Here is an 18,152-nt window from a genome sequence, read left to right on the forward strand (position 1 = left end):
GCGACCTTGGCCTTTGACGGGTGGCGCACGCGGCCGCCGCAAGTGCCGCAACACCGCGCATTGATACTCTCCGGCGGCGGCGCGCGTGCCGCTTACCAGGTGGGTGTGCTGCGCGCGGTGGCTGAACTGCTGCCGCGCGGCACGCCGAATCCCTTCCCGATTATCTGCGGTACCTCCGCCGGCGCCATCAACGCCGCGGGTCTGGCCGCCAATACCGGCAATTACCGCCTCGCCGTGCGTGGTCTGGAGCGCATCTGGGCCAATCTGACGGCGGAGCAGATCTACCGCACGGATCTGATGGCGTTCATCCGGTCCCTGCTGCGCTGGGCGCTGCCTACCTGGCTGACCGGCAACACCCCGGTCAACAGCGCCTTGCTGGACAGCCGCCCCCTGCGCCGTCTGTTATCCCTGGTCATCAACTTCCGGCATATCGAACAGGCCATCGCCCGCGGTGAACTGCACGCCCTGTCGATCACCGCCTCGTCCTATGCCACCGGCGAATCGGTGGCCTTCTTTCAGGCTGCCGCAGAGGTGGAGGAGTGGGCCCGCGCCCGGCGCAAGGGGCGTCGTACCCGGATCGATCTGGAGCATCTGCTGGCCTCGTCCGCCATTCCCCTGCTGTTCCCGGCCCAGTCCGTTTCGGGCAGCTATTATGGCGACGGTGCCGTGCGGCAGCTGGCGCCACTCAGCCCGGCGCTGCATCTTGGCGCCAGCAAGCTGCTGGTGATCGGGGTCTCCGGTAACGTGAGCGCCGATCACCAGCGTCACCTGAACGCCTACCCGTCGATGGCACAGGTGCTGGGCCACGTCCTCAACAGTGTCTTCGTGGATACTCTGGAAGGCGACGTGGAGCGGCTGGAGCGCATCAACAGCACCGTGGCCGCCCTGCCACGCGGTGTGCGCGACAAGCACGATATCGCCCTGCGGGAGGTCGAGGTGCTGAAGATCTACCCGTCACAGCCCATCGACGAGATCGCCGCCGCTCATATCGGTGAACTGCCACGTACGCTGCGCTTTTTCTTGCGCGGTTCCGGCGGTACCCGCTCGGCGGGCGCCGCAGCGGTCAGCTACCTGCTGTTCGAACCCGGCTTCTGCCGCGAGCTGATGGCCCTGGGGCACCGCGATGCCCTGGCCCGGGCGGACGAAATCCGGGCCTTCTTCGAGATCAGCGGCAGCGTGGCCTCAGAGCCCCTCGATCAGCGGGGGTGAGGGCTGCGGAAGCGGCCCCTTGCGGCGGCGTTCCTGGCTGGTGAAGTGGGTAATGAAGCTGGTGGGGTAGTCGGTAATGATGCTGTCCACCCCCAACGCCACCAACCGCTCGGCTTCACGCAAGTCATTGACGGTCCACACCGACACACGCAGCCCACGCTTGCGCGCCCGTTGCATCATGCGTGGCGTGACCAGGCTGTAATGGGCGATCAGCCAGCGGCAGCCCAGCGCTGCTGTACGCCGCGTCGGCTGCAGATAGCGGTACTCGCAGACGTAGCCGCGCATTACATTGGGCGCCTGCACGGCCATCATGCGCAGGAAGCCGGTATGGCTGGACGTCACCACCACGCGATCATGCATCCGCTTGTCGACGATCAGCACACGCAGATTGTGGGCCAGGCGCGTCAGGTAGCCACGATCGTCGCCGCCCTTGACCTCGAACTGGAAGCCCATGTCGGGCGGGCACAGGTCCACAACCTCCGCCAGGGTGGGGATGCCGATGGGGCTGTGCCAGCCGGGGGTATTGCGGCGTGCGTCCAGCAGGCCCAGCTCGGCCTGGGTGAACTGCCGTACAGGCCCTGTGTGCCAGGTAGTGCGGTCTACCTTGGGATCGTGGACGACAATCAACTGGCCATCGGCGGACATGCGGACATCCAGCTCGATCGCCTTGACGCCAGCGTCTACGGCAACCTGAAAGCTGGCCAGGGTATTCTCGGGGGCTTCACCACGGGCGCCGCGGTGGCCGACGATGGCGGGAAAATAGGGGATGTCTGACATAAGGCCCTGCATGCCTCAATAGTTTCTCGACACTATGACGGGGCGGTGACATTCCGGCAATAAAGAGCAGGCAAAAAAAGCCCGCCGGGGGGCGGGTCTGATGCAATAACTCATCAAATATCAGGAACAGTTGAGATCGCTTTATGCGACAGGTATCGGAATACCCTCACACGCGGCTCAGATTACAGAATGACTAATGCCTTGAAAACAGAACAAAAAGAAAAGCTGCTTTTCATAAACTACCAGTCATCGTCATCCGTCGCTGAAAAGCGCAGCGCGTTCAGCCCGGCATCCTGAGCATGTTCTTCAAGGAAGTCGATGAAATACTTGGTTTTTGCCGGCAGATTCTTGCGCGCCGCATAGACGATATAGAAGTCCAGATTCGGCACCGTATAGCCATCCAGTACCTTGACCAGCTTGCCAGTCTGTAACTCCTCCTGGACATCCCATTCGCTTTTCAGAGCGATACCCTGGCCATCCAGCAGCCAGCCGCGCAGCGTTTCTGCGCTATCGGTAATCAGGTTGCCGGTGACGCGGACCATCTCGCGGTTGTCCGGGCCGCTCAGCGGCCAGAGGTCGCGGAAGGAGCCATAGCAATCCAGCACCAGGCAGCGGTGGCGTTTCAGGTCAGAGGGGCGGCGCAATGGCGGCGACTGGGCCAGGTACTCCGGAGTGGCGCAGATGTAGCAACGATTACGCATCAGACGCTTCGCGATCAGGGTGGAATCGCCCGGCTGACCAATGGTAATGGCGATGTCATAGCCCTCACGGATGAAATCCACATGCTTGTCGGAAAGGTGCAGCTGGACAGCGGTTTCCGGGTATTCACTGGTGAATTGCGAGACCAGCGGAGCAATGCGGTTACGGCCCAGGCCCGAGGTGGAGACAACGCGCAGTACGCCCTTGGCGTTGTCGCCGCTGCGGGCGATGGCCGAGATACTGTCATCGAGGTCATCCAGGATCACCACCAGACGGTGGTAAAGCTCGGTGCCTTCCTCGGTAAGGCTCATGGAGCGGGAGCTGCGATTGAGCAGGCGAACGCCCAGCTCTTCCTCCAGGCGCGTCATGCGCTTGCTGATGGAGGCCGCCGACAAGCCGAGTCTGCGTGCTGCTTCGGTCAGTGTCCCGGCCCGGACGACCAGGACAAAAGTGGTGAGATCGGCTATTGAATTCATCGAAACCCTGCCTTTTTGAAAAGTAGCTTTAACCCAGTTTGTGTTTTCGCGCTGTGTGCGAGTCATTAGGCTTACGCGTGACTCGGATGACAGGCCGGGCGGCTGGGGTTCGACATTTCCGTGGCAGGGACACGTCGAGACGAGCAGTCGATATTTCGAAAAGCAGATTTAATTATATAAGCAGATTCACGAGGGGTTGTATAGCGTAGATAATTCATTGGTATGCACTGTCGGTCTTGTTATACGACAGTAGTACCGGATGCGATGGCGCCTGCCAATGAAGGCATATTGCCACTATTGTGTGGCGGCTGAAGTGTGCGTGGCGTGCGGTAACAGGCGTGCGGTAACAGAAAGTGTTACCGCACGCTGTTATTCAAGGATATCAGTCGCGAAAACGGCAGGTCAGGTCTTCATAGGCGTCAATGCGACGGTCGCGCAGATAAGGCCATATACGGCGTACCGTCTCGCTGCGCTGCAGGTCAATGTCATGCAGCAGCACGGTCTCGCTGTCGGCGTCGGCCTGCGCGAGAAATTCGCCTTGAGGGCCAGAAATAAAACTGTTTCCCCAAAATTGTATACCGTCGCCGCCATCCGGCGGGGCTGCTTCGAAGCCGGTGCGGTTGGCCACCAGCACCGGCAGGCCGTTGGCAATCCCGTGGGCGCGCTGAATGGTGATCCAGGCGTTCAGCTGACGCTGTTTTTCCGCGTCATCGTCGGCCGGTGCCCAGCCGATGGCCGTGGGGTAAAGCAGCATGTCGGCGCCAGCCAGGGCCATCAGGCGGGCCGCTTCCGGGTACCACTGGTCCCAGCACACCAGCAGGCCCAGTTTGCCCACCGAGGTCTGGATCGGGGTGAAGCCGCTGGCGCCGCTGTTGAAGCGAGCGTCGCCCGGGGTGAAATAGAATTTCTCGTAGAAGCCGGGATCATCGGGAATATGCATCTTGCGGTAGATGCCCGCCAGGCTGCCGTCGCGTTCCAGTACTACCGCAGTATTGTGATACAGGCCCGTGGCACGCTTCTCGAACAGGCTGCCCACCAGAACAATGTCCAACTCGCGGGCGAGTTGCCCCAGACGTTCGGTGGAGGGGCCGGGGATCGTCTCGGCCAGGTCGAAGCAGTCGGTATCTTCTGTCTGGCAGAAGTAGAGGCTGCGATGCAGTTCCTGAAGCATGACCAGTTCGGCCCCCTGGGCGGCGGCATCGCGAACCAGTGCTTCCGAGCGGTCCATATTGGCGGCCAGGTCGGCACTGTTGGCCTGTTGTATGACGGCAACACGCATCAGCGGTCTCCTTCCACGGGGTAGACGCCTTCCGGCAATTGCATGGTGACGCAGTGCAGACTGCCATGCTGGGCAATCAGCGGGCGGCAATCAATGCCGATGACTTCGTGGGCCGGGAAGGCGCCTTGCAGGCGTTCCAGGGCCTCGGCATCGGTCTCGCAGGCGTAGGTCGGCATCAGCACGGCGCCGTTGATGATCAGGAAGTTGGCATAGGTGGCGGGCAGTCGCTCGCCATCTTCATATTGCGCCGTGGCCATGGGTAATGGCACCAGGGTCAGGCCGTGGCGCTCGGCCAGGGTTTCCAGTTCAGCCTGCATCGCCTGGAGGGCCGGGTAATGGCTGTCCTCGCTGTCAGTGCATTGCACGTAGGCGATGGTCCGGGGATTGCAGAAACGGGCGAGGGTGTCGACATGGGCGTCGGTGTCGTCGCCTTCCAGGTGCCCTTCGCTGAGCCACCAGATGTCCTGCACGCCCAGCGCTTCCTTCAGGCGGGCGCTGAGGGTGGCGTCGTCCAGGCTCGGGTTGCGATTGGGGTTGAGCAGGCAGTGGCGGGTGGTCAGCAGTACGCCGTTGCCGTCGGTGTCGATGGAGCCGCCCTCCAGCACCAGATCCACAGCCTCGCGCGGCACTGACCAGTCCAGACGCCGGTTGACGGCGTCATCGTCGGCGGCGGCGAACTTGCCGCCCCAGCCGTTGAAGGTGAAATCGAGCAGGCGGGTGCTGCCGTCGCGGGTGACGGCAATGGGCCCGAAATCCCGGGCCCAGGTGTCGTTGTAGGGCAGGGCGCGCAGATGCAGACGTGTCAGGTCGGCGCCGGCCTCGCTGAGGCGCTGGCGGATCTGTTCGCCATGGGCATCGTCGTGGCACAGCACCAGCACGTGCTCGCGGGCCAGGATGGCCCGGGCGATCTCGGTATAGGTGGATTCAGCGGCTGTCAGCAGCCTGGCCCAGTCCGTGCTCGGGTGGGGCCAGGCCAGCATTACACCCCATTGGGGGTGCCATTCGGGAAGCAGGTGTGTCATGCGAGTCTCGCGCCGGGGTCAGGTCAATCGTCCGGCGCAAGGATAAAGCAAGGGCCGCCCCGTCTACCACTGAATGAAGAAGCCGCCGCCGTCACCGGCGCCCTGGTCATCGCGCTCGGCGGGTTCGGGTGCGTCTTGCGCTGCGGGTGGCTCAGGCTCGGGTTCGGGCTGCGGCGCGGGTTGCTGCGGCGCGGGCTCCGGTGCGGTCTGCGGTTGTGCCTGAGGCGTTGCCGCAGGGTCGTCCACGACGATGCGGCCGGTGTTCGGGTCGAAGCGGAATCGCGGCTCGTCGTCCTGCGGCGCTGCCGTGTCAGGTTCGGGAGCGGCCGGGGCGGGTTCGGTAGTCGCGGGTTCGGGCGCGCTCGCAGGGGCTTCCGCTGCGGGCGGGGGGCTGGCAGGTTCCTGCTTCACCTGGCCGTCGCCATCAAGCTCGCGCATCTGACCGGTGGCGGGATCAAACTGGAACTTCGGGCGCGCGGACGGAGTCTGCTGATCACGATCGATTTCTTCGATAGGGGGCAGTTCATCCACGGTCTGCGGGCCTGAGACCACCGCCGGCACGCGCGGGGCGTGATGCGAGACGGCATGCAGGGTGTAGTTGTTCTCGAAATACACCGTGAAATCGTCGTACACCCAGCGACTGATGGGGGGCTGGCCGACAGCGGGCCGGCGAGTGTTGGGCGGCCCGAAGGCGCGCTCCACCTGTGTCTGGGTCATGCCACGCTCGGGCATGGCCTGGGCCAGCGCGCTGCCCCAGGGCAGGCACAGAAGAAGTGCTGCCACGATACTGCCTGTTGTTGTTCGCATCCCGGTTCCCCCGTCGGAGGTGCAAAAGCCTGTTATATTGGAATTGCTGTGATATTGGAATTGAAAGTCTTGTGATATTAGAAAGTTAGATGTGCTTATTCAACCACTTTGGCGGAAGCACTCGCGTGCCGCCGTTCACAAAGCGGCAAACCCGTGACTCACCAGGGCAATGATGCTTAAATGCGCGCCATGTTCAAACCCGTATCCCTGTTCGTAGGCCTGCGTTATACCGGTGCCCGGGCCCGCAACAGCTTCATCTCCGTGATCACCCTGATCTCCGCGCTGGGCCTGATGCTTGGCGTGGCGGTGCTGATTACCGTGCTGTCCGTCATGAACGGCTTCGAGCGCGAGCTGCAGACCCGCATTCTGGGGATGGTCACCCATGTGTCCCTCTATGGCCGTGAGCCGGTCCAGGATTGGCAAGCGCTGGCTGCCGAGGTCGAACGCCATCCCCTGGTGGAGGCCGCAGCGCCCTTCGTCGAGTTGCAGGGCATGCTCAGCCATGGTGGTCAGGTGGCCGGGCTGATGGTCAATGGCATCGAGCCGGAGCCGGAGCGCAAGGTCTCCATCGTCGGCGAGCATATCTGGGCCGGTGATCTGGACAGCCTGGAAGCGGGCAGCTTCAACATGGTGCTTGGCTATGGGCTGGCGCGCAAACTGGGCGTCGATATCGGCGATCGGGTGGTGCTGGTATTGCCCGAGGCCAGTCTTTCGCCGGCGGGTGTGACGCCGCGTTTCCGGCGCTTCGAGGTCACCGGCATCTTCCGGGTGCGGGCGGAAGTGGATTCCCTGCTGGCCTATGTCCACGTGGACGATGCGGCGCGTCTGGCGCGCCAGGGCGGCACGGTGGAGGGCGTCCGGCTGCGGATCAGGGACCTGTTTGCGGCCCAGCGTGTCGCCTGGGAACTGCAGCAAGGCATGGGCCGGGCCTACTACACCAGCGACTGGACGCGCAGCCACGGCAACCTGTTCCAGGCGATCCGCATGGAAAAGACCATGATGACGCTGCTGCTGTCCTTCATCGTCGCGGTGGCGGCTTTCAATATTGTCTCCAGTCAGGTGATGCTGGTGACCGAGAAACGCGCCAATATCGCCGTGCTGCGCACGCTCGGTGCCTCGCCTGGCACCATCATGCGCATCTTCATGGTCCAGGGTACGCTGATCGGTTTTGCCGGGACCGCCGCCGGGGTGGGGCTGGGAGTGCTGATGTCCACCTATGTGCCGGATGTCGGCGCCTGGATAGAGCGCACCTTCAATGCCACCATGTTCGACGCCTATTTCGTCAATTATCTGCCCTCTGAGCTGCAATGGGGGGATGTGGGTGTGATTGCGTCCATCGCCATGCTGATCAGCTTCTCGGCGACGCTTTATCCTTCCTGGCGCGCCAGCCGCGTCGAACCGGCGGAGGCCCTGCGTTATGAGTAATCCCGCCGATATCGTGTTGGACGCCCAGGGTCTGGTGAAGCGCTACGTTGAGGGGCCGGTGACGCTGGAAGTGCTCAGCGGCATCAACTTGCGCATGCATGCCGGGGAAACGCTCGCGGTGGTCGGTTCGTCCGGTTGCGGCAAGTCGACGCTGCTGAACCTGCTGGGTGGGCTCGACTCACCCAGTGAAGGCGAGGTCAGTGTGGCGGGCCAGCCGCTGGCCTCCATGACGGAAAAACAGCGCGGGCTGCTGCGCAACCGGCATATGGGTTTTATCTACCAGTTCCATCATTTGCTGCCAGAATTCACCGCGCTGGAAAACGTGGCCATGCCGCTGCTGATCAGTGACGCTTCCGCCGCACAGGCGCAGACGCGCGCGCAGGAAATGCTTGAGGCGGTGGGGCTGGGGGAGCGGCTGACGCACAAACCATCGATGCTGAGCGGCGGTGAACGCCAACGGGTTGCCATTGCCCGGGCGCTGGTGACCCGGCCGAGCATTGTGTTTGCAGACGAGCCGACCGGCAATCTGGACGAACGCACGGCAACCCAGGTGCAAGACCTGATGCTGGATCTGAACCGGCGTTATGGCGTTGCCCTGTTGATCGTGACCCATGATCCGGCGTTCGCCATACGCTGCGCGCAGCGCCGTGAACTCCACGACGGGCAGCTTGCCGCCCCCGCCTAATGGTCCCCGTTTGCGTCCTGGGTCTTGGCCTGGCCGCGTCGCCGCCAGCTGCGCAGCACGGCCAGGCGCCACAACAGCCGTACCACGGCAAAGGCGATCGCGCCGAACACCAGACCGCAGAGTAACGACCCCAGCCACAGTGGAATCAGCTGCTCCACGAACCAGGCCACGGTGACCTGTTCCGGCATGGTGCGCGGCATCCCCAGCATCCAGGCACCCACCCGGTAGGTGAAATAGAACATCGGCACATAGGTCAGCGGATTGCTGATCCAGACGAGCACGATGGACATGGGCAGGTTGCATTTGAAGCGCAGCGCGAGGATCGCTGCCATCACCATCTGCAGCGGAATCGGCATGAAGGCGCAAAAGATGCCGATAAATGCCGCCCCCGACAGTGAACGACGGTTCAGATGCCACAGGTTCGGGTCGGCGAACAGGTGCCCCATGCCACCCAGCGAGCGGATTTCACGCAGGCGTTCGGCGGTGGGCAGATATTTGCGAAACAGCTTTCTCGGCATTGCACTCGCGCAGTTGGCGGCTCGGGCGCGCGTATTATGCCCGCTGTAATCCCTGACTGACAGTCATCTCCGCGATCACCCGTTACACTGGGCTCTCCTGTTAACCGATTGCATGGATGCAGCCGGATGAATGCCTTTGTACTGGCCGCGTTTTTCGCGCTGTTTACGGGCTGGGGCCCGGGATGGGGCGCTGGGCCGAGCCTGTTCCTGCTTGGGCTGGCATGCTGTGCCGGGCGCTTTGCCCGGCCCCGGTTGAGCCTGCTGTGCGGCCTGCTGGCCGGACTCGGGTGGGGCGCCGCGGCCGTCGACAGTGGCCTGTCGGGCTGGCTGCCACCAGCGCTCGCCGGGATGCCTCTGCAGGTCAGTGGTGTGGTGGCGGATCTGCCCGAACATGACGGATACGGCTATGCCGGGCAGGGGCGTGTCCGGTTTCGTCTCAGCGAGGTGCGGCTGCTGGATGAGCAGGTCGAGCACTGGCCTGATCCCGGCGACCTGTTACTGACGTGGCATGCCCCCGGTGCGCTCATGGCGGGCGATCGCCTGTGGCTGACCGTGCGCCTGCGGCCACCACGGGGGCAAGTGAATCAGGGCAGCCTGGATCGGGCGCGGCTGGACCTGGCCCGGGGCATCGGTGCGCGCGGCAGTGTGCAGGCGGTACATGCCCGGGTGTATCGACCACAGTCGCTGGCGGCCCGGCGAGCCCGTCTGAGCGCGCGTCTGGCCGAGCGGTTGCAGAACTGGCCTCAGGCGCAGCGGCTGTTGCCAGCACTGGTGACGGCAGACCGGCGCGCCATGACGGCGGATGACTGGGGGCTGTTGCAGCGCACGGGCACGGCTCATCTGATGGCGATTTCCGGGCTGCATATCACCCTGGTGGCCTGGCTGGTATGGCGTCTGTCGCGCTGGCTGCTGACCCCGCTGTTGCTGAGGTCCGGGTCGGCGGCCACGGGGGCCAGCCCGGCGCGCTGGGCGGTATGGCCCGCGATGCTGGCGGCGCTGGCCTACGCGCTGCTGGCAGGCCTGGGGCTGCCTGCGCAACGGGCGCTGCTGATGAGCCTGGTGCTGTTGCTGGCCATGACGGCGCGGCAGCAACCCGGCGCCGGGCAGGCGCTGCGGCTGGCGTTACTGGTCTTGTTGCTGGGGGCGCCGCTGACGGTGCTGGATAACGGCTTCTGGCTCTCCTTTGGTGCCGTGGCCCTGTTGATCTACGGCCTGCCGGGTGCCCGGCGTATGGGGCGCTGGCTGCTGCTGGTGCGGGCCCAGCTGCTGTTGTCCCTGGGGCTGGGCGCCTTTGCCGGTTGGTTGTTCGGTGTCTGGGGCCTGGCGTCGCCCTGGGCCAATCTGCTGCTGGTGCCCCTGTTTTCCCTGGTGATCATTCCGCTGCTGCTGGCCGGTGCCCTGGTGCCCGGCGCGCAGGGCCTGCTGACGCCCGCCGCCTGGCTGCTGGAGCGAAGCTGGCTGGGGCTGCAGTGGCTGGACCGGCTCAACCCGTCGTTGCCGCTGCCGGGCGGTCTGTTGCCGGTGTTACTGCTGCTGGCCGCTGCGGTGGTGCTGCTGGCGCCGCGCGCGCCCTGGCCGCGCTGGTGGTTGTTGCCGCTGTGTCTGCCGTGGCTGTGGCCTGCCAGCCATGCGCCCCCGGAGGGCGGCTTTGATGTTGTGGTGATGGACGTGGGGCAGGGGCAGGCCGTGGCGGTGCGTACGCGCCGGGGGCTGCTGTTGTACGACCTCGGCCCGGCCTGGCCGGGCGGCGATGCCGGGCGCACGGTGATCGAGCCCTGGCTGGCTCGTCAGCGGTTACCGCTACGCCAGGTCTTCATCAGTCATGGCGACCTGGACCATGCGGGGGGGCTGGGCAGTCTGATGCCCCGATTGGCCGGGGTGCCGTTGTACAGCGGTGAGTCGCATCGACTGCCGGGCACGGTGCCGTGCTGGCGTGGCCAGCACTGGCGTCAGGACGGCGTGGACATCGAGGTGCTGTGGCCGTCGCCGGAGATCCCCCTGAGGCATCCGAACAATGCCAGCTGCGTGCTGCATATTCGCGGCCGCTATGGCAGTGCCTTGCTTACCGGCGATATCTACAAACCGGTGGAATACTGGCTGCTGGACAACCACGATCTGCGTGCGGACCTGCTGCTGGTGCCACACCATGGCAGTGCGACCAGCTCCAGCCACGCTCTGCTGCGCGGCGTGGCGCCACGGGCGGCGCTGGCCAGTGCGGGGCATGACAATCGTTTCGGGCACCCCGCAGCGGCGGTCAGGGCGCGTTATGCGCGTTACGGCATCCCGCTGTGGGTCAGTTCTGAGACCGGCATGATTGTCTTTCCCCTGCGTGGCTCCCATAATCCGGCGCCATTGCTGCTGCGCCAACGCCTGCCTGTGGCGTGGCGGCCGGATACGGCGCAATGGTAATCTCGTGGCCGTTGCGCTTCTGTTCAGTTTTCAAGGGGAATGCCGTGCAGGAAATCATATTGGCCGGGGGCTGGATGATGCTCCCGATCCTGGTGTGTTCTGCGGTCGCACTGGCGATTGTGGTGGAGCGATTCTGGACCTTGCGCCCGGCGCGCCTGGCACCGCCGACGCTGCTGGCGCAGGTGCGCACCAGCTGGGGCAAGGGGGCCGTGGACCCCGGTTACCTGAAGGCGCTGCGTGAAAATTCTCCGCTGGGCCGTATTCTGGCGGTGGGGTTGAATAACGCCGAAGCCGGGCGCGACATCATGAAGGAGCGCATCGAGGAAGCGGCCAGTCAGGAAATCCATGACATGGAACGCTTTCTCAATACGCTGGGCACCATCGCGGCGATCACGCCGCTGCTTGGCCTGCTGGGCACGGTGATCGGCATGATCGACGTCTTCTCGGCCATCATGCTCCATGGCACCGGCGATACGGCGCGACTGGCGGGGGGGATTTCTCAGGCACTTATCACCACTGCCGCCGGTCTGAGTGTGGCGATCCCGGCCATCTTCTTTCATCGCTTCTTCGTGCGCCGGGTGGACGAAATCACCATTGGCATGGAGCAGACTGCGGTGACCCTGCTGGACTGGATTCACGGTGAGGGCGAACTGCCTGCCCCGGCTGCCCCGGCCGCCGCGCCGAAAAAGGCAGTACCGCGTCGCAAACCCGCAGGTGGAGCGGCATCGTGAAGTTCCGTCGCCAGCGTCAGGACGAAGTGGCCGTGAACCTGACGCCACTGATTGATGTGGTGTTCCTGCTGCTGATCTTTTTTATGGTATCGACCACCTTCACCCGAGAAACCCGGCTGGCAGTGACCTTGCCGGAGGCCTCGGGCATGCCGCAAGCGGAAATGCCCGAGCGGGTCGAGGTGGTGATCGGTCCGGGCGGGGACTATCTTGTCAACGGCGAGCAGTTGGTGCGTAACGATGCGGATACGCTGCGTTCCGTGCTGATGCGGCTGTCTGTGGACACGGCGCGGACGCCAGTCATGATCACGGCCGATGCCAATACCAGTCATCAATCGGTGGTCCGGGTGATGGATGTGGCGGGCCAGCTTGGCTTCGTCAATGTCAGCATTACCACCCGCGAGCCAGCCGGGGAGTCACCATGAGCAATACGGGCCAGAGCGGCCAGACCGGGGACGCTATCCACCCGGACAGCAACTGGGTCATCTACAAACGATTGCTGACCTATACACGTCGCCACTGGGTGGTGTTGTCGGGCAGTATTTTTGGCTACATCATTTACGCCTCCATGCAGCCGGCCATCGCCGAAATGCTGCGCATTCTCGCCGAGACCATCGAGAACCCGACGCCGACCATGGTGATGGTGATCTGTGTGGCGCCGATCACGATTGCTTCCATCCAGGGGTTCGGCCATTTTCTGGGCAACTACTGTATTGCCTGGGTCAGTCAGCGCATTGTTTATGACATGCGCAATGAAACCTTCCAGCATGTACTGCGTTTGCCCACCCGGGAATACCAGCAGAATGCCTCCGGGCGCATCATGTCCAAGGTTATCTATGACGCCCAGCAGGTGACGGCCGCCGGGGCCGATGCCGTGACGGTGATATTCCGCGAGGGCTTCACCGTGATCGGCCTGTTGATCTATCTGTTGTACAACAACTGGCAGCTGACGCTGATCCTGTTCACTGTGGGCCCGGTGATCGGCATTGTGGTCAATTACATGAGCCGTCGCTTCCGCATGATCAGTCGTAACATGCAGGGCAGTATGGGCAATATTACCCAGTACCTGGGCGAGGCCATCGAGGGCAATCAGCCGGTGAAGATCTTCTCCGGCCAGGAGCAGGAAGAAGCGCGCTTCGAAAAAGTCAGCCGCCGCTTCCGCCAGCAGAACGTCAAGATGGAAGCCAGCAAAGCGGTCAGCACGATCTCCGTGCAGCTGGTCATTTCTGCGGGTGTTGGTGTCATCACCTACCTGTACATCCAGCTGATGGGGGCGAACATCAGCATCGGTGAGTTTCTGGCCTTTATTGGCGCGGTTGGCCTGATCCAGAAGCCGATGAAAAAGCTGACCGATGTGAATGCCAAGATCCAGCGCGGCGTGACGGGTGCCGCCTCCATCTTCGAGTTGATGGATCGCCCGGCGGAACCCGACCCGGGTCAACGGCCGCTGGCACGTTCACGTGGCAATATCGAATTCCGTAACGTGACCTTCGGCTACTCGGCGGATTCGCCGGTGGTGCGCAATCTGTCCTTTTCCGCCGAGGCGGGCCAGACCATCGCGCTGGTCGGGCGCTCGGGGGCCGGCAAGAGCACCATCGCGGCGCTGGTGCCGCGCTTCTACGATCCGCTTGAGGGCACCATTCTGCTGGACGGCGTGCCCGTGACGGACTACAAGCTGACCGACCTGCGTCGGCAGATCGCGATGGTCACGCAGAAAGTCGTGCTGTTCAACGACACGGTGCGCAACAACATTGCCTATGGCGAGCTGCGCAACGCCACGGAAGAACAGATCATCCAGGCCGCCAAAGACGCCTATGCCTGGGACTTCATCAGCCGCCTTTCCAACGGCCTGGATACCGAAGTCGGGCAGGACGGCACCCAGCTGTCCGGTGGTCAACGGCAACGCCTGGCGATTGCCCGTGCGTTACTCAAGGATGCGCCGATCCTGATTCTGGATGAAGCCACCTCGGCGCTGGACAACGAATCCGAGCATTACATCCAGCAGGCACTGGAGCGGGTCATGAAAGGCCGCACCACGCTGGTGATTGCGCACCGGCTTTCCACCATCGAGGGGGCTGACCGCATTATCGTGCTGGATCACGGCAACATGATCGAAAGTGGCAGCCACGCCGAATTGCTGGCCAAGGGCGGTGTCTACGCGCAGATGCACCAGATGAACTTCGAGGAGCTCTGAACACCGTGTCGCTGGCGGAGCGCGTTTCCCGAGCCTGGTATCGCGACAGTGCCTGGCTGACGCCGCTGCGCCCGCTGGGGGCGCTGACTGCCCGGGTGGCCAGACGCCGCCTGGGCCGCTTGCGCAAGGGTCCTGATGCGGCGCCGGTGCCGGTGCTGGTGGTGGGCAACATCACCGTGGGCGGTACCGGCAAGACACCGCTGGTGATTGCCTTGTGTCGGGCCGCTGCTGCGCGGGGCATCAAGGTCGTGGTGATTTCCCGTGGCTACGGCGCCAGACCGCCGTCCCTGCCGTGGACGGTGACGCCGCAGCAGTCCGCCGCCGAGGCCGGAGACGAACCCCTGCTGATCAGCCATGCCACCGATGTGCCGGTGATCATCGACCCGCAGCGCGTGCGTGCGCTGACCGCCGCCCTGGACTTGCAGCCTGACCTGGTCATCAGCGATGACGGGCTGCAGCACTATGCGCTGGCCCGCACGGCGGAAATCGCTGTGGTGGATGCCCGGCGCGGGCTCGGCAACGGTCGCTGCCTGCCGGCCGGGCCGCTGCGGGAGCCCGCAAGTCGCCTGGACAGGGTGGACTGGGTGGTGATCAACGGCGACGGGCCGTTCCGCCATGCGGGGGGCGTGCCCATGCAACTGGACGCCCCCTGGCTGGAAAATGCCGCCTCGCAGGAGCGGGTGCCGCTGGCGGCGTTCGTCGCCCGTTACCCGCAGGTGCATGCCCTGGCAGGCATCGGCGATCCCGAGCGCTTTTTCGGCATGCTGCGCGGCAGCGGCTTTGTTGTGCAGCCGCATCCGTTTCCGGATCATCATGCCTTTGTGGCGGATGACCTGGCCTTGCCCGGCGACGCCCCGGTGATCATGACCGAAAAGGATCTGGTCAAGTGCCGGGATTTCGTGTCGCCCCGTTGCTGGGTGCTGCCGGTGACAGCGACACTGCCGCCCGGGTTCATCGACCGGGTACTGGCCCAACTGGTGCAGGATACTGAGATATGAGTTTTACCGTTGTGATTCCTGCCCGCTTCGGCGCCAGCCGACTGCCGGGCAAACCCCTGGCAGACATCGGCGGCAAGCCGATGGTGGTCCATGTGCTGGAACGTTGCCAGCAAAGCGCCGCGCAGGCCGTCTGGGTGGCCACTGATGATGCACGCGTGGCGGACGCCGTGCGCGACCACGGTGGCCAGGTGCTGATGACCCGCACTGACCATCCTTCCGGCACGGATCGTTTGCAGGAAGTCGCCGCTCAACTCGGCCTGGTTGACAGTGACATCATCGTGAACGTGCAGGGCGACGAGCCCCTGATTCCGCCGGCGGTGATCGATCAGGTCGCCGCCAACCTGGCGGCGCACGAGGGGTTCGGCATTGCCACCCTGTGCGAGCCGATTGGCGACCGGGGCAGCCTGTTCAACCCGAATCACGTCAAGGTGGTGTTCGACAGTAACGGTCGGGCACTGTACTTCAGCCGTGCGCCGCTGCCCTGGCATCGCGACGGTTTCGCCGACACTGACACGCATTTGCCGCTGCCCGAGGGACACTGGTGGCGGCATATCGGTATCTACGGGTACCGGGTCAACCTGCTGAACCGGTATGTCGGCTGGGCCCCCGCCCCGCTGGAGCAGGCCGAAGCGCTGGAACAGCTTCGCGCCATGTATCACGGTGTGCCGATTCACGTGGAGCCCGCCTGCGCGCCGGTGCCCGGTGGTGTGGACACCGATGCCGACCTGCAACGCATGCGTACCCTGATCAATGCTGGCGAGGTGTCATGAGCGTATCGGTACTGTTTGTCTGTCTGGGTAATATCTGCCGTTCACCGACGGCAGAAGCGGTGTTTCGCGGGCGTGTTCAGGCCGCTGGCCTGGAAGACCGTATCCGCATCGACAGCGCCGGTACTGGCGACTGGCATATCGGCAAGGCGCCAGATACGCGCATGCAGCGCGCCGCCGCCCGCCGTGGCTATGACCTGGCGCCGCTGCGCGCCCGTCAGGTGACGGCGGCAGATCTGAGCGCGTTCGATTATGTGCTGGCCATGGATAACGCCAACCTCAACGACCTGCGCGCCCTCGGCGATGCCAGCGGCCATCTGGGCCTGTTCATGGATTTCCATCCGCAACCGCCAGTGCGGGAAGTGCCAGACCCCTACTATGGTGGCGAAGCCGGTTTCGACGAGGTGCTGGACCTGGTGGAAACCACCAGTGACGCTCTGCTGGACGCGCTGCGCGCGCGCCTGGGCTGATGACGGACAACGCCGTCCCCCTGCATCACAACGCCGACCTGCGGTCGCGCAATACCCTGCGTTTGTCTGCCCGGGCCGAGTGGCTGGCCCTGCCGCAGGACAGCGCCGCTCTGGCGGCACTGCTGCGCGATCCGCGCTGGCGCGGCCAGCCACGCACGGTGATCGGCGAAGGCAGCAATCTGGTGCTGGCGGCGGATATCCCCGGCCTGGTGATCTGCCCGCAGTTGCGCGGCCGGCAACGACTGACCGAGCAGGACGATCAGGTGTTGGTGGAGGTCGGCGCCGGTGAGCACTGGGATGACGTGGTGGCCTGGAGTCTGGGGCAGGGCTGGCAAGGGTTGGAAAACCTGTCGTTGATTCCCGGTGCCTGCGGTGCCGCCCCGTTCCAGAATATCGGCGCCTACGGCGTGGAACTCAGCGACGTGCTGGAGGCTGTCGAGGCCCTGTCGCTGGAGGACGGCAGCGCCCGCACCTTTACCCGTGATGAATGCGGCTTCGCCTACCGCGACAGCCGCTTCAAGTCCGCCGAGCGCGGCCAGTGGCTGATTACCCGTCTGCGTTTGCGCCTGAATCGCACCCCGCGCCTGCAACTGGGCTACGCCGATCTGGCGGCACAGTTTTCCGCTTTACCCGAGACGCTGCAGACCCCTGCCGGTGTGCGCGACCTGATATGCCAGATTCGCCGCGCCAAGCTGCCAGACCCGGCCACGCTGCCCAATGCGGGCAGCTTCTTCAAGAACCCCTGTGTCAGCACGGCGCAGCACGCGGACTTGCTGGCACGCTTCCCCGACCTGGTGGCATTTCCACAGGCAGACGGGCAGATGAAGCTGGCCGCGGGCTGGTTGATCGAGCAGGCGGGCTGGAAGGGTCGCCGCGTGGGCGATCTGGGCATGCACGCGCAGCAGGCGCTGGTGCTGGTGAATCACGGCGCCGCCGACGGCACCGTCACCGGAGCTGACGTGCTCGCCTTTGCCGCCCAGGTGCGCGACAGCGTGCAGGCCCGTTTCGGGGTCACCCTGGAACAGGAACCCGTGATCCTGCCCGCTCACTCAGAACGCGGTGCGTAAACCCAGCGACAGCGAGTGGATACGGCCCCGGCCACCGTCCGTGTAGCGTACATACTCCATATTCAGCGCCAACGCATCGCTCAGCAGGATATCCGCACCCCCGCCGAAGGAGGTGCCATGCAGGTCTTCACGACGGCGCTCACGCACGCTGCCAATCAACAGCGGCTGGTCGCGCGTGATGCGCTGCTGGGCATGGGTGTAGCCCCCCAGCAGGTAGGGGCGGCCCATGCCCTGATTGACCGGCATGGACAGTTTGACGAAGGCCCCGGCCAGCCATTCGGTTTCCACTTTCTCACGCAGGCCATCGCGCATGCGCCGGTCGGACGAGATACCGGCACCCAGACGGCCCTCCAGGCCCAGGTACTCGTTGAACTCCACGCCCGTGCGCACATGCATGACGTAGGGACGCAGGTCCTTGTTGTCGCCGGGCAACTCGTAGCGCAGCGCCGCCGCATTGACACCCATATAGGGACCGACCGCCTGCACGGGCGTGCTCAGCAGGGCGCTCAGCAGCAGGGCAGGGGCGAGTTTCAGCGCCGTGTTGACGTTCAGATGAAGGGACAGACGGCTCGACATGGCAGCAGACTCCTCGCTATGCAGATACCCCAAGGATAGCGGAGCG

18 protein-coding genes are annotated in these 18,152 nt (G+C 64.4%); 11 read left to right on the top strand and 7 right to left on the bottom strand.

Going from position 1 to position 18,152, the window contains the following annotated elements; genetic code table 11:
• Positions 1–6: 6 nt before the first annotated feature.
• Positions 7–1,209: a patatin-like phospholipase family protein gene (locus DKW65_RS06265; RefSeq protein ID WP_245932408.1), complete on the top strand. Its 1,203-nt coding sequence runs from the start codon at positions 7–9 to the stop codon at positions 1,207–1,209.
• Here DKW65_RS06265 and DKW65_RS06270 read toward each other — a convergent pair.
• From DKW65_RS06270 to DKW65_RS06290, 5 genes are all read right to left on the bottom strand, one after another.
• Entirely contained in the window at positions 1,183–1,986 is an 804-nt protein-coding gene (locus DKW65_RS06270; protein ID WP_111656445.1) for a glycerophosphodiester phosphodiesterase, read from the bottom strand. The two genes, DKW65_RS06265 and DKW65_RS06270, sit on opposite strands and share 27 nt — an antisense overlap.
• Positions 1,987–2,225: 239 nt before the next feature.
• Positions 2,226–3,161: a LysR family transcriptional regulator gene (locus DKW65_RS06275; RefSeq protein ID WP_111656446.1), complete on the bottom strand. Its 936-nt coding sequence runs from the start codon at positions 3,159–3,161 to the stop codon at positions 2,226–2,228.
• Between the two features lie 382 nt (positions 3,162–3,543).
• On the bottom strand, positions 3,544–4,440 hold the full coding sequence (locus DKW65_RS06280; protein ID WP_111656447.1) for a carbon-nitrogen hydrolase: 897 nt from the start codon (positions 4,438–4,440) through the stop codon (positions 3,544–3,546).
• A complete protein-coding gene (locus DKW65_RS06285; RefSeq protein WP_111656448.1) occupies positions 4,440–5,462 on the bottom strand; it encodes an agmatine deiminase family protein in 1,023 nt (340 codons plus the stop codon). Before DKW65_RS06285 ends, DKW65_RS06280 begins: the two co-directional genes overlap by 1 nt.
• A gap of 63 nt (positions 5,463–5,525) precedes the next feature.
• A complete protein-coding gene (locus DKW65_RS06290) occupies positions 5,526–6,245 on the bottom strand; it encodes a hypothetical protein (RefSeq protein ID WP_111656449.1) in 720 nt (239 codons plus the stop codon).
• Positions 6,246–6,458: 213 nt separating this feature from the next.
• Here DKW65_RS06290 and DKW65_RS06295 point away from each other — a divergent pair, with 213 nt between their 5' ends.
• Both DKW65_RS06295 and lolD read left to right on the top strand, forming a co-directional pair.
• Positions 6,459–7,694, top strand: a complete 1,236-nt coding sequence (locus tag DKW65_RS06295; RefSeq protein ID WP_111657551.1) for a lipoprotein-releasing ABC transporter permease subunit — start codon at positions 6,459–6,461, stop codon at positions 7,692–7,694.
• Positions 7,687–8,379: a lipoprotein-releasing ABC transporter ATP-binding protein LolD gene (lolD, locus tag DKW65_RS06300; RefSeq protein WP_111656450.1), complete on the top strand. Its 693-nt coding sequence runs from the start codon at positions 7,687–7,689 to the stop codon at positions 8,377–8,379. Before DKW65_RS06295 ends, lolD begins: the two co-directional genes overlap by 8 nt.
• Here lolD and DKW65_RS06305 read toward each other — a convergent pair.
• Positions 8,376–8,897: a DUF2062 domain-containing protein gene (locus DKW65_RS06305; RefSeq protein WP_111656451.1), complete on the bottom strand. Its 522-nt coding sequence runs from the start codon at positions 8,895–8,897 to the stop codon at positions 8,376–8,378. The genes lolD and DKW65_RS06305 overlap by 4 nt on opposite strands.
• A gap of 126 nt (positions 8,898–9,023) precedes the next feature.
• Here DKW65_RS06305 and DKW65_RS06310 point away from each other — a divergent pair, with 126 nt between their 5' ends.
• The 8 genes from DKW65_RS06310 to murB are packed head-to-tail and all read left to right on the top strand — an operon-like array spanning position 9,024 to position 17,530.
• Complete coding sequence (locus tag DKW65_RS06310) at positions 9,024–11,306, top strand: DNA internalization-related competence protein ComEC/Rec2 (protein WP_111656452.1); 2,283 nt, start codon at positions 9,024–9,026, stop codon at positions 11,304–11,306.
• A gap of 44 nt (positions 11,307–11,350) precedes the next feature.
• Positions 11,351–12,037 (top strand): MotA/TolQ/ExbB proton channel family protein, encoded by a 687-nt coding sequence (locus tag DKW65_RS06315; protein WP_111657552.1) that lies wholly within the window; start codon positions 11,351–11,353, stop codon positions 12,035–12,037.
• Positions 12,034–12,459 (top strand): ExbD/TolR family protein, encoded by a 426-nt coding sequence (locus tag DKW65_RS06320; RefSeq protein WP_111656453.1) that lies wholly within the window; start codon positions 12,034–12,036, stop codon positions 12,457–12,459. The genes DKW65_RS06315 and DKW65_RS06320 overlap by 4 nt, the downstream gene beginning before the upstream one ends.
• On the top strand, positions 12,456–14,228 hold the full coding sequence (gene msbA, locus DKW65_RS06325; RefSeq protein ID WP_111656454.1) for a lipid A export permease/ATP-binding protein MsbA: 1,773 nt from the start codon (positions 12,456–12,458) through the stop codon (positions 14,226–14,228). The genes DKW65_RS06320 and msbA overlap by 4 nt, the downstream gene beginning before the upstream one ends.
• Before the next feature lie 5 nt (positions 14,229–14,233).
• A complete protein-coding gene (gene lpxK, locus DKW65_RS06330; protein WP_111656455.1) occupies positions 14,234–15,226 on the top strand; it encodes a tetraacyldisaccharide 4'-kinase in 993 nt (330 codons plus the stop codon).
• Positions 15,223–15,996: a 3-deoxy-manno-octulosonate cytidylyltransferase gene (kdsB, locus tag DKW65_RS06335; RefSeq protein WP_111656456.1), complete on the top strand. Its 774-nt coding sequence runs from the start codon at positions 15,223–15,225 to the stop codon at positions 15,994–15,996. Before lpxK ends, kdsB begins: the two co-directional genes overlap by 4 nt.
• Positions 15,993–16,463: a low molecular weight protein-tyrosine-phosphatase gene (locus DKW65_RS06340; protein WP_111656457.1), complete on the top strand. Its 471-nt coding sequence runs from the start codon at positions 15,993–15,995 to the stop codon at positions 16,461–16,463. Before kdsB ends, DKW65_RS06340 begins: the two co-directional genes overlap by 4 nt.
• On the top strand, positions 16,463–17,530 hold the full coding sequence (murB, locus tag DKW65_RS06345) for a UDP-N-acetylmuramate dehydrogenase (RefSeq protein WP_111656458.1): 1,068 nt from the start codon (positions 16,463–16,465) through the stop codon (positions 17,528–17,530). Before DKW65_RS06340 ends, murB begins: the two co-directional genes overlap by 1 nt.
• On the opposite strand, the gene DKW65_RS06350 is transcribed toward murB, so the two are convergent.
• Positions 17,513–18,106, bottom strand: coding sequence for an outer membrane beta-barrel protein (locus DKW65_RS06350; protein WP_111656459.1), 594 nt, complete (start codon positions 18,104–18,106; stop codon positions 17,513–17,515). The two genes, murB and DKW65_RS06350, sit on opposite strands and share 18 nt — an antisense overlap.
• Positions 18,107–18,152: the final 46 nt, after the last annotated feature.

The sequence above is a fragment of the Isoalcanivorax indicus genome (genome assembly GCF_003259185.1).
Lineage (GTDB): Bacteria > Pseudomonadota > Gammaproteobacteria > Pseudomonadales > Alcanivoracaceae > Isoalcanivorax > Isoalcanivorax indicus.

Coding starts and splice junctions, on each gene's coding strand:
- murB (WP_111656458.1), top strand. CDS start 16,463: ATGACGGACAACGCCGTCCCCCTGCATCACAACGCCGACCTGCGGTCG.
- DKW65_RS06295 (WP_111657551.1), top strand. CDS start 6,459: ATGTTCAAACCCGTATCCCTGTTCGTAGGCCTGCGTTATACCGGTGCC.
- lolD (WP_111656450.1), top strand. CDS start 7,687: ATGAGTAATCCCGCCGATATCGTGTTGGACGCCCAGGGTCTGGTGAAG.
- kdsB (WP_111656456.1), top strand. CDS start 15,223: ATGAGTTTTACCGTTGTGATTCCTGCCCGCTTCGGCGCCAGCCGACTG.
- DKW65_RS06285 (WP_111656448.1), bottom strand. CDS start 5,462: ATGACACACCTGCTTCCCGAATGGCACCCCCAATGGGGTGTAATGCTG.
- DKW65_RS06340 (WP_111656457.1), top strand. CDS start 15,993: ATGAGCGTATCGGTACTGTTTGTCTGTCTGGGTAATATCTGCCGTTCA.
- DKW65_RS06305 (WP_111656451.1), bottom strand. CDS start 8,897: ATGCCGAGAAAGCTGTTTCGCAAATATCTGCCCACCGCCGAACGCCTG.
- DKW65_RS06350 (WP_111656459.1), bottom strand. CDS start 18,106: ATGTCGAGCCGTCTGTCCCTTCATCTGAACGTCAACACGGCGCTGAAA.
- DKW65_RS06310 (WP_111656452.1), top strand. CDS start 9,024: ATGAATGCCTTTGTACTGGCCGCGTTTTTCGCGCTGTTTACGGGCTGG.
- DKW65_RS06270 (WP_111656445.1), bottom strand. CDS start 1,986: ATGTCAGACATCCCCTATTTTCCCGCCATCGTCGGCCACCGCGGCGCC.
- msbA (WP_111656454.1), top strand. CDS start 12,456: ATGAGCAATACGGGCCAGAGCGGCCAGACCGGGGACGCTATCCACCCG.
- DKW65_RS06275 (WP_111656446.1), bottom strand. CDS start 3,161: ATGAATTCAATAGCCGATCTCACCACTTTTGTCCTGGTCGTCCGGGCC.
- DKW65_RS06280 (WP_111656447.1), bottom strand. CDS start 4,440: ATGCGTGTTGCCGTCATACAACAGGCCAACAGTGCCGACCTGGCCGCC.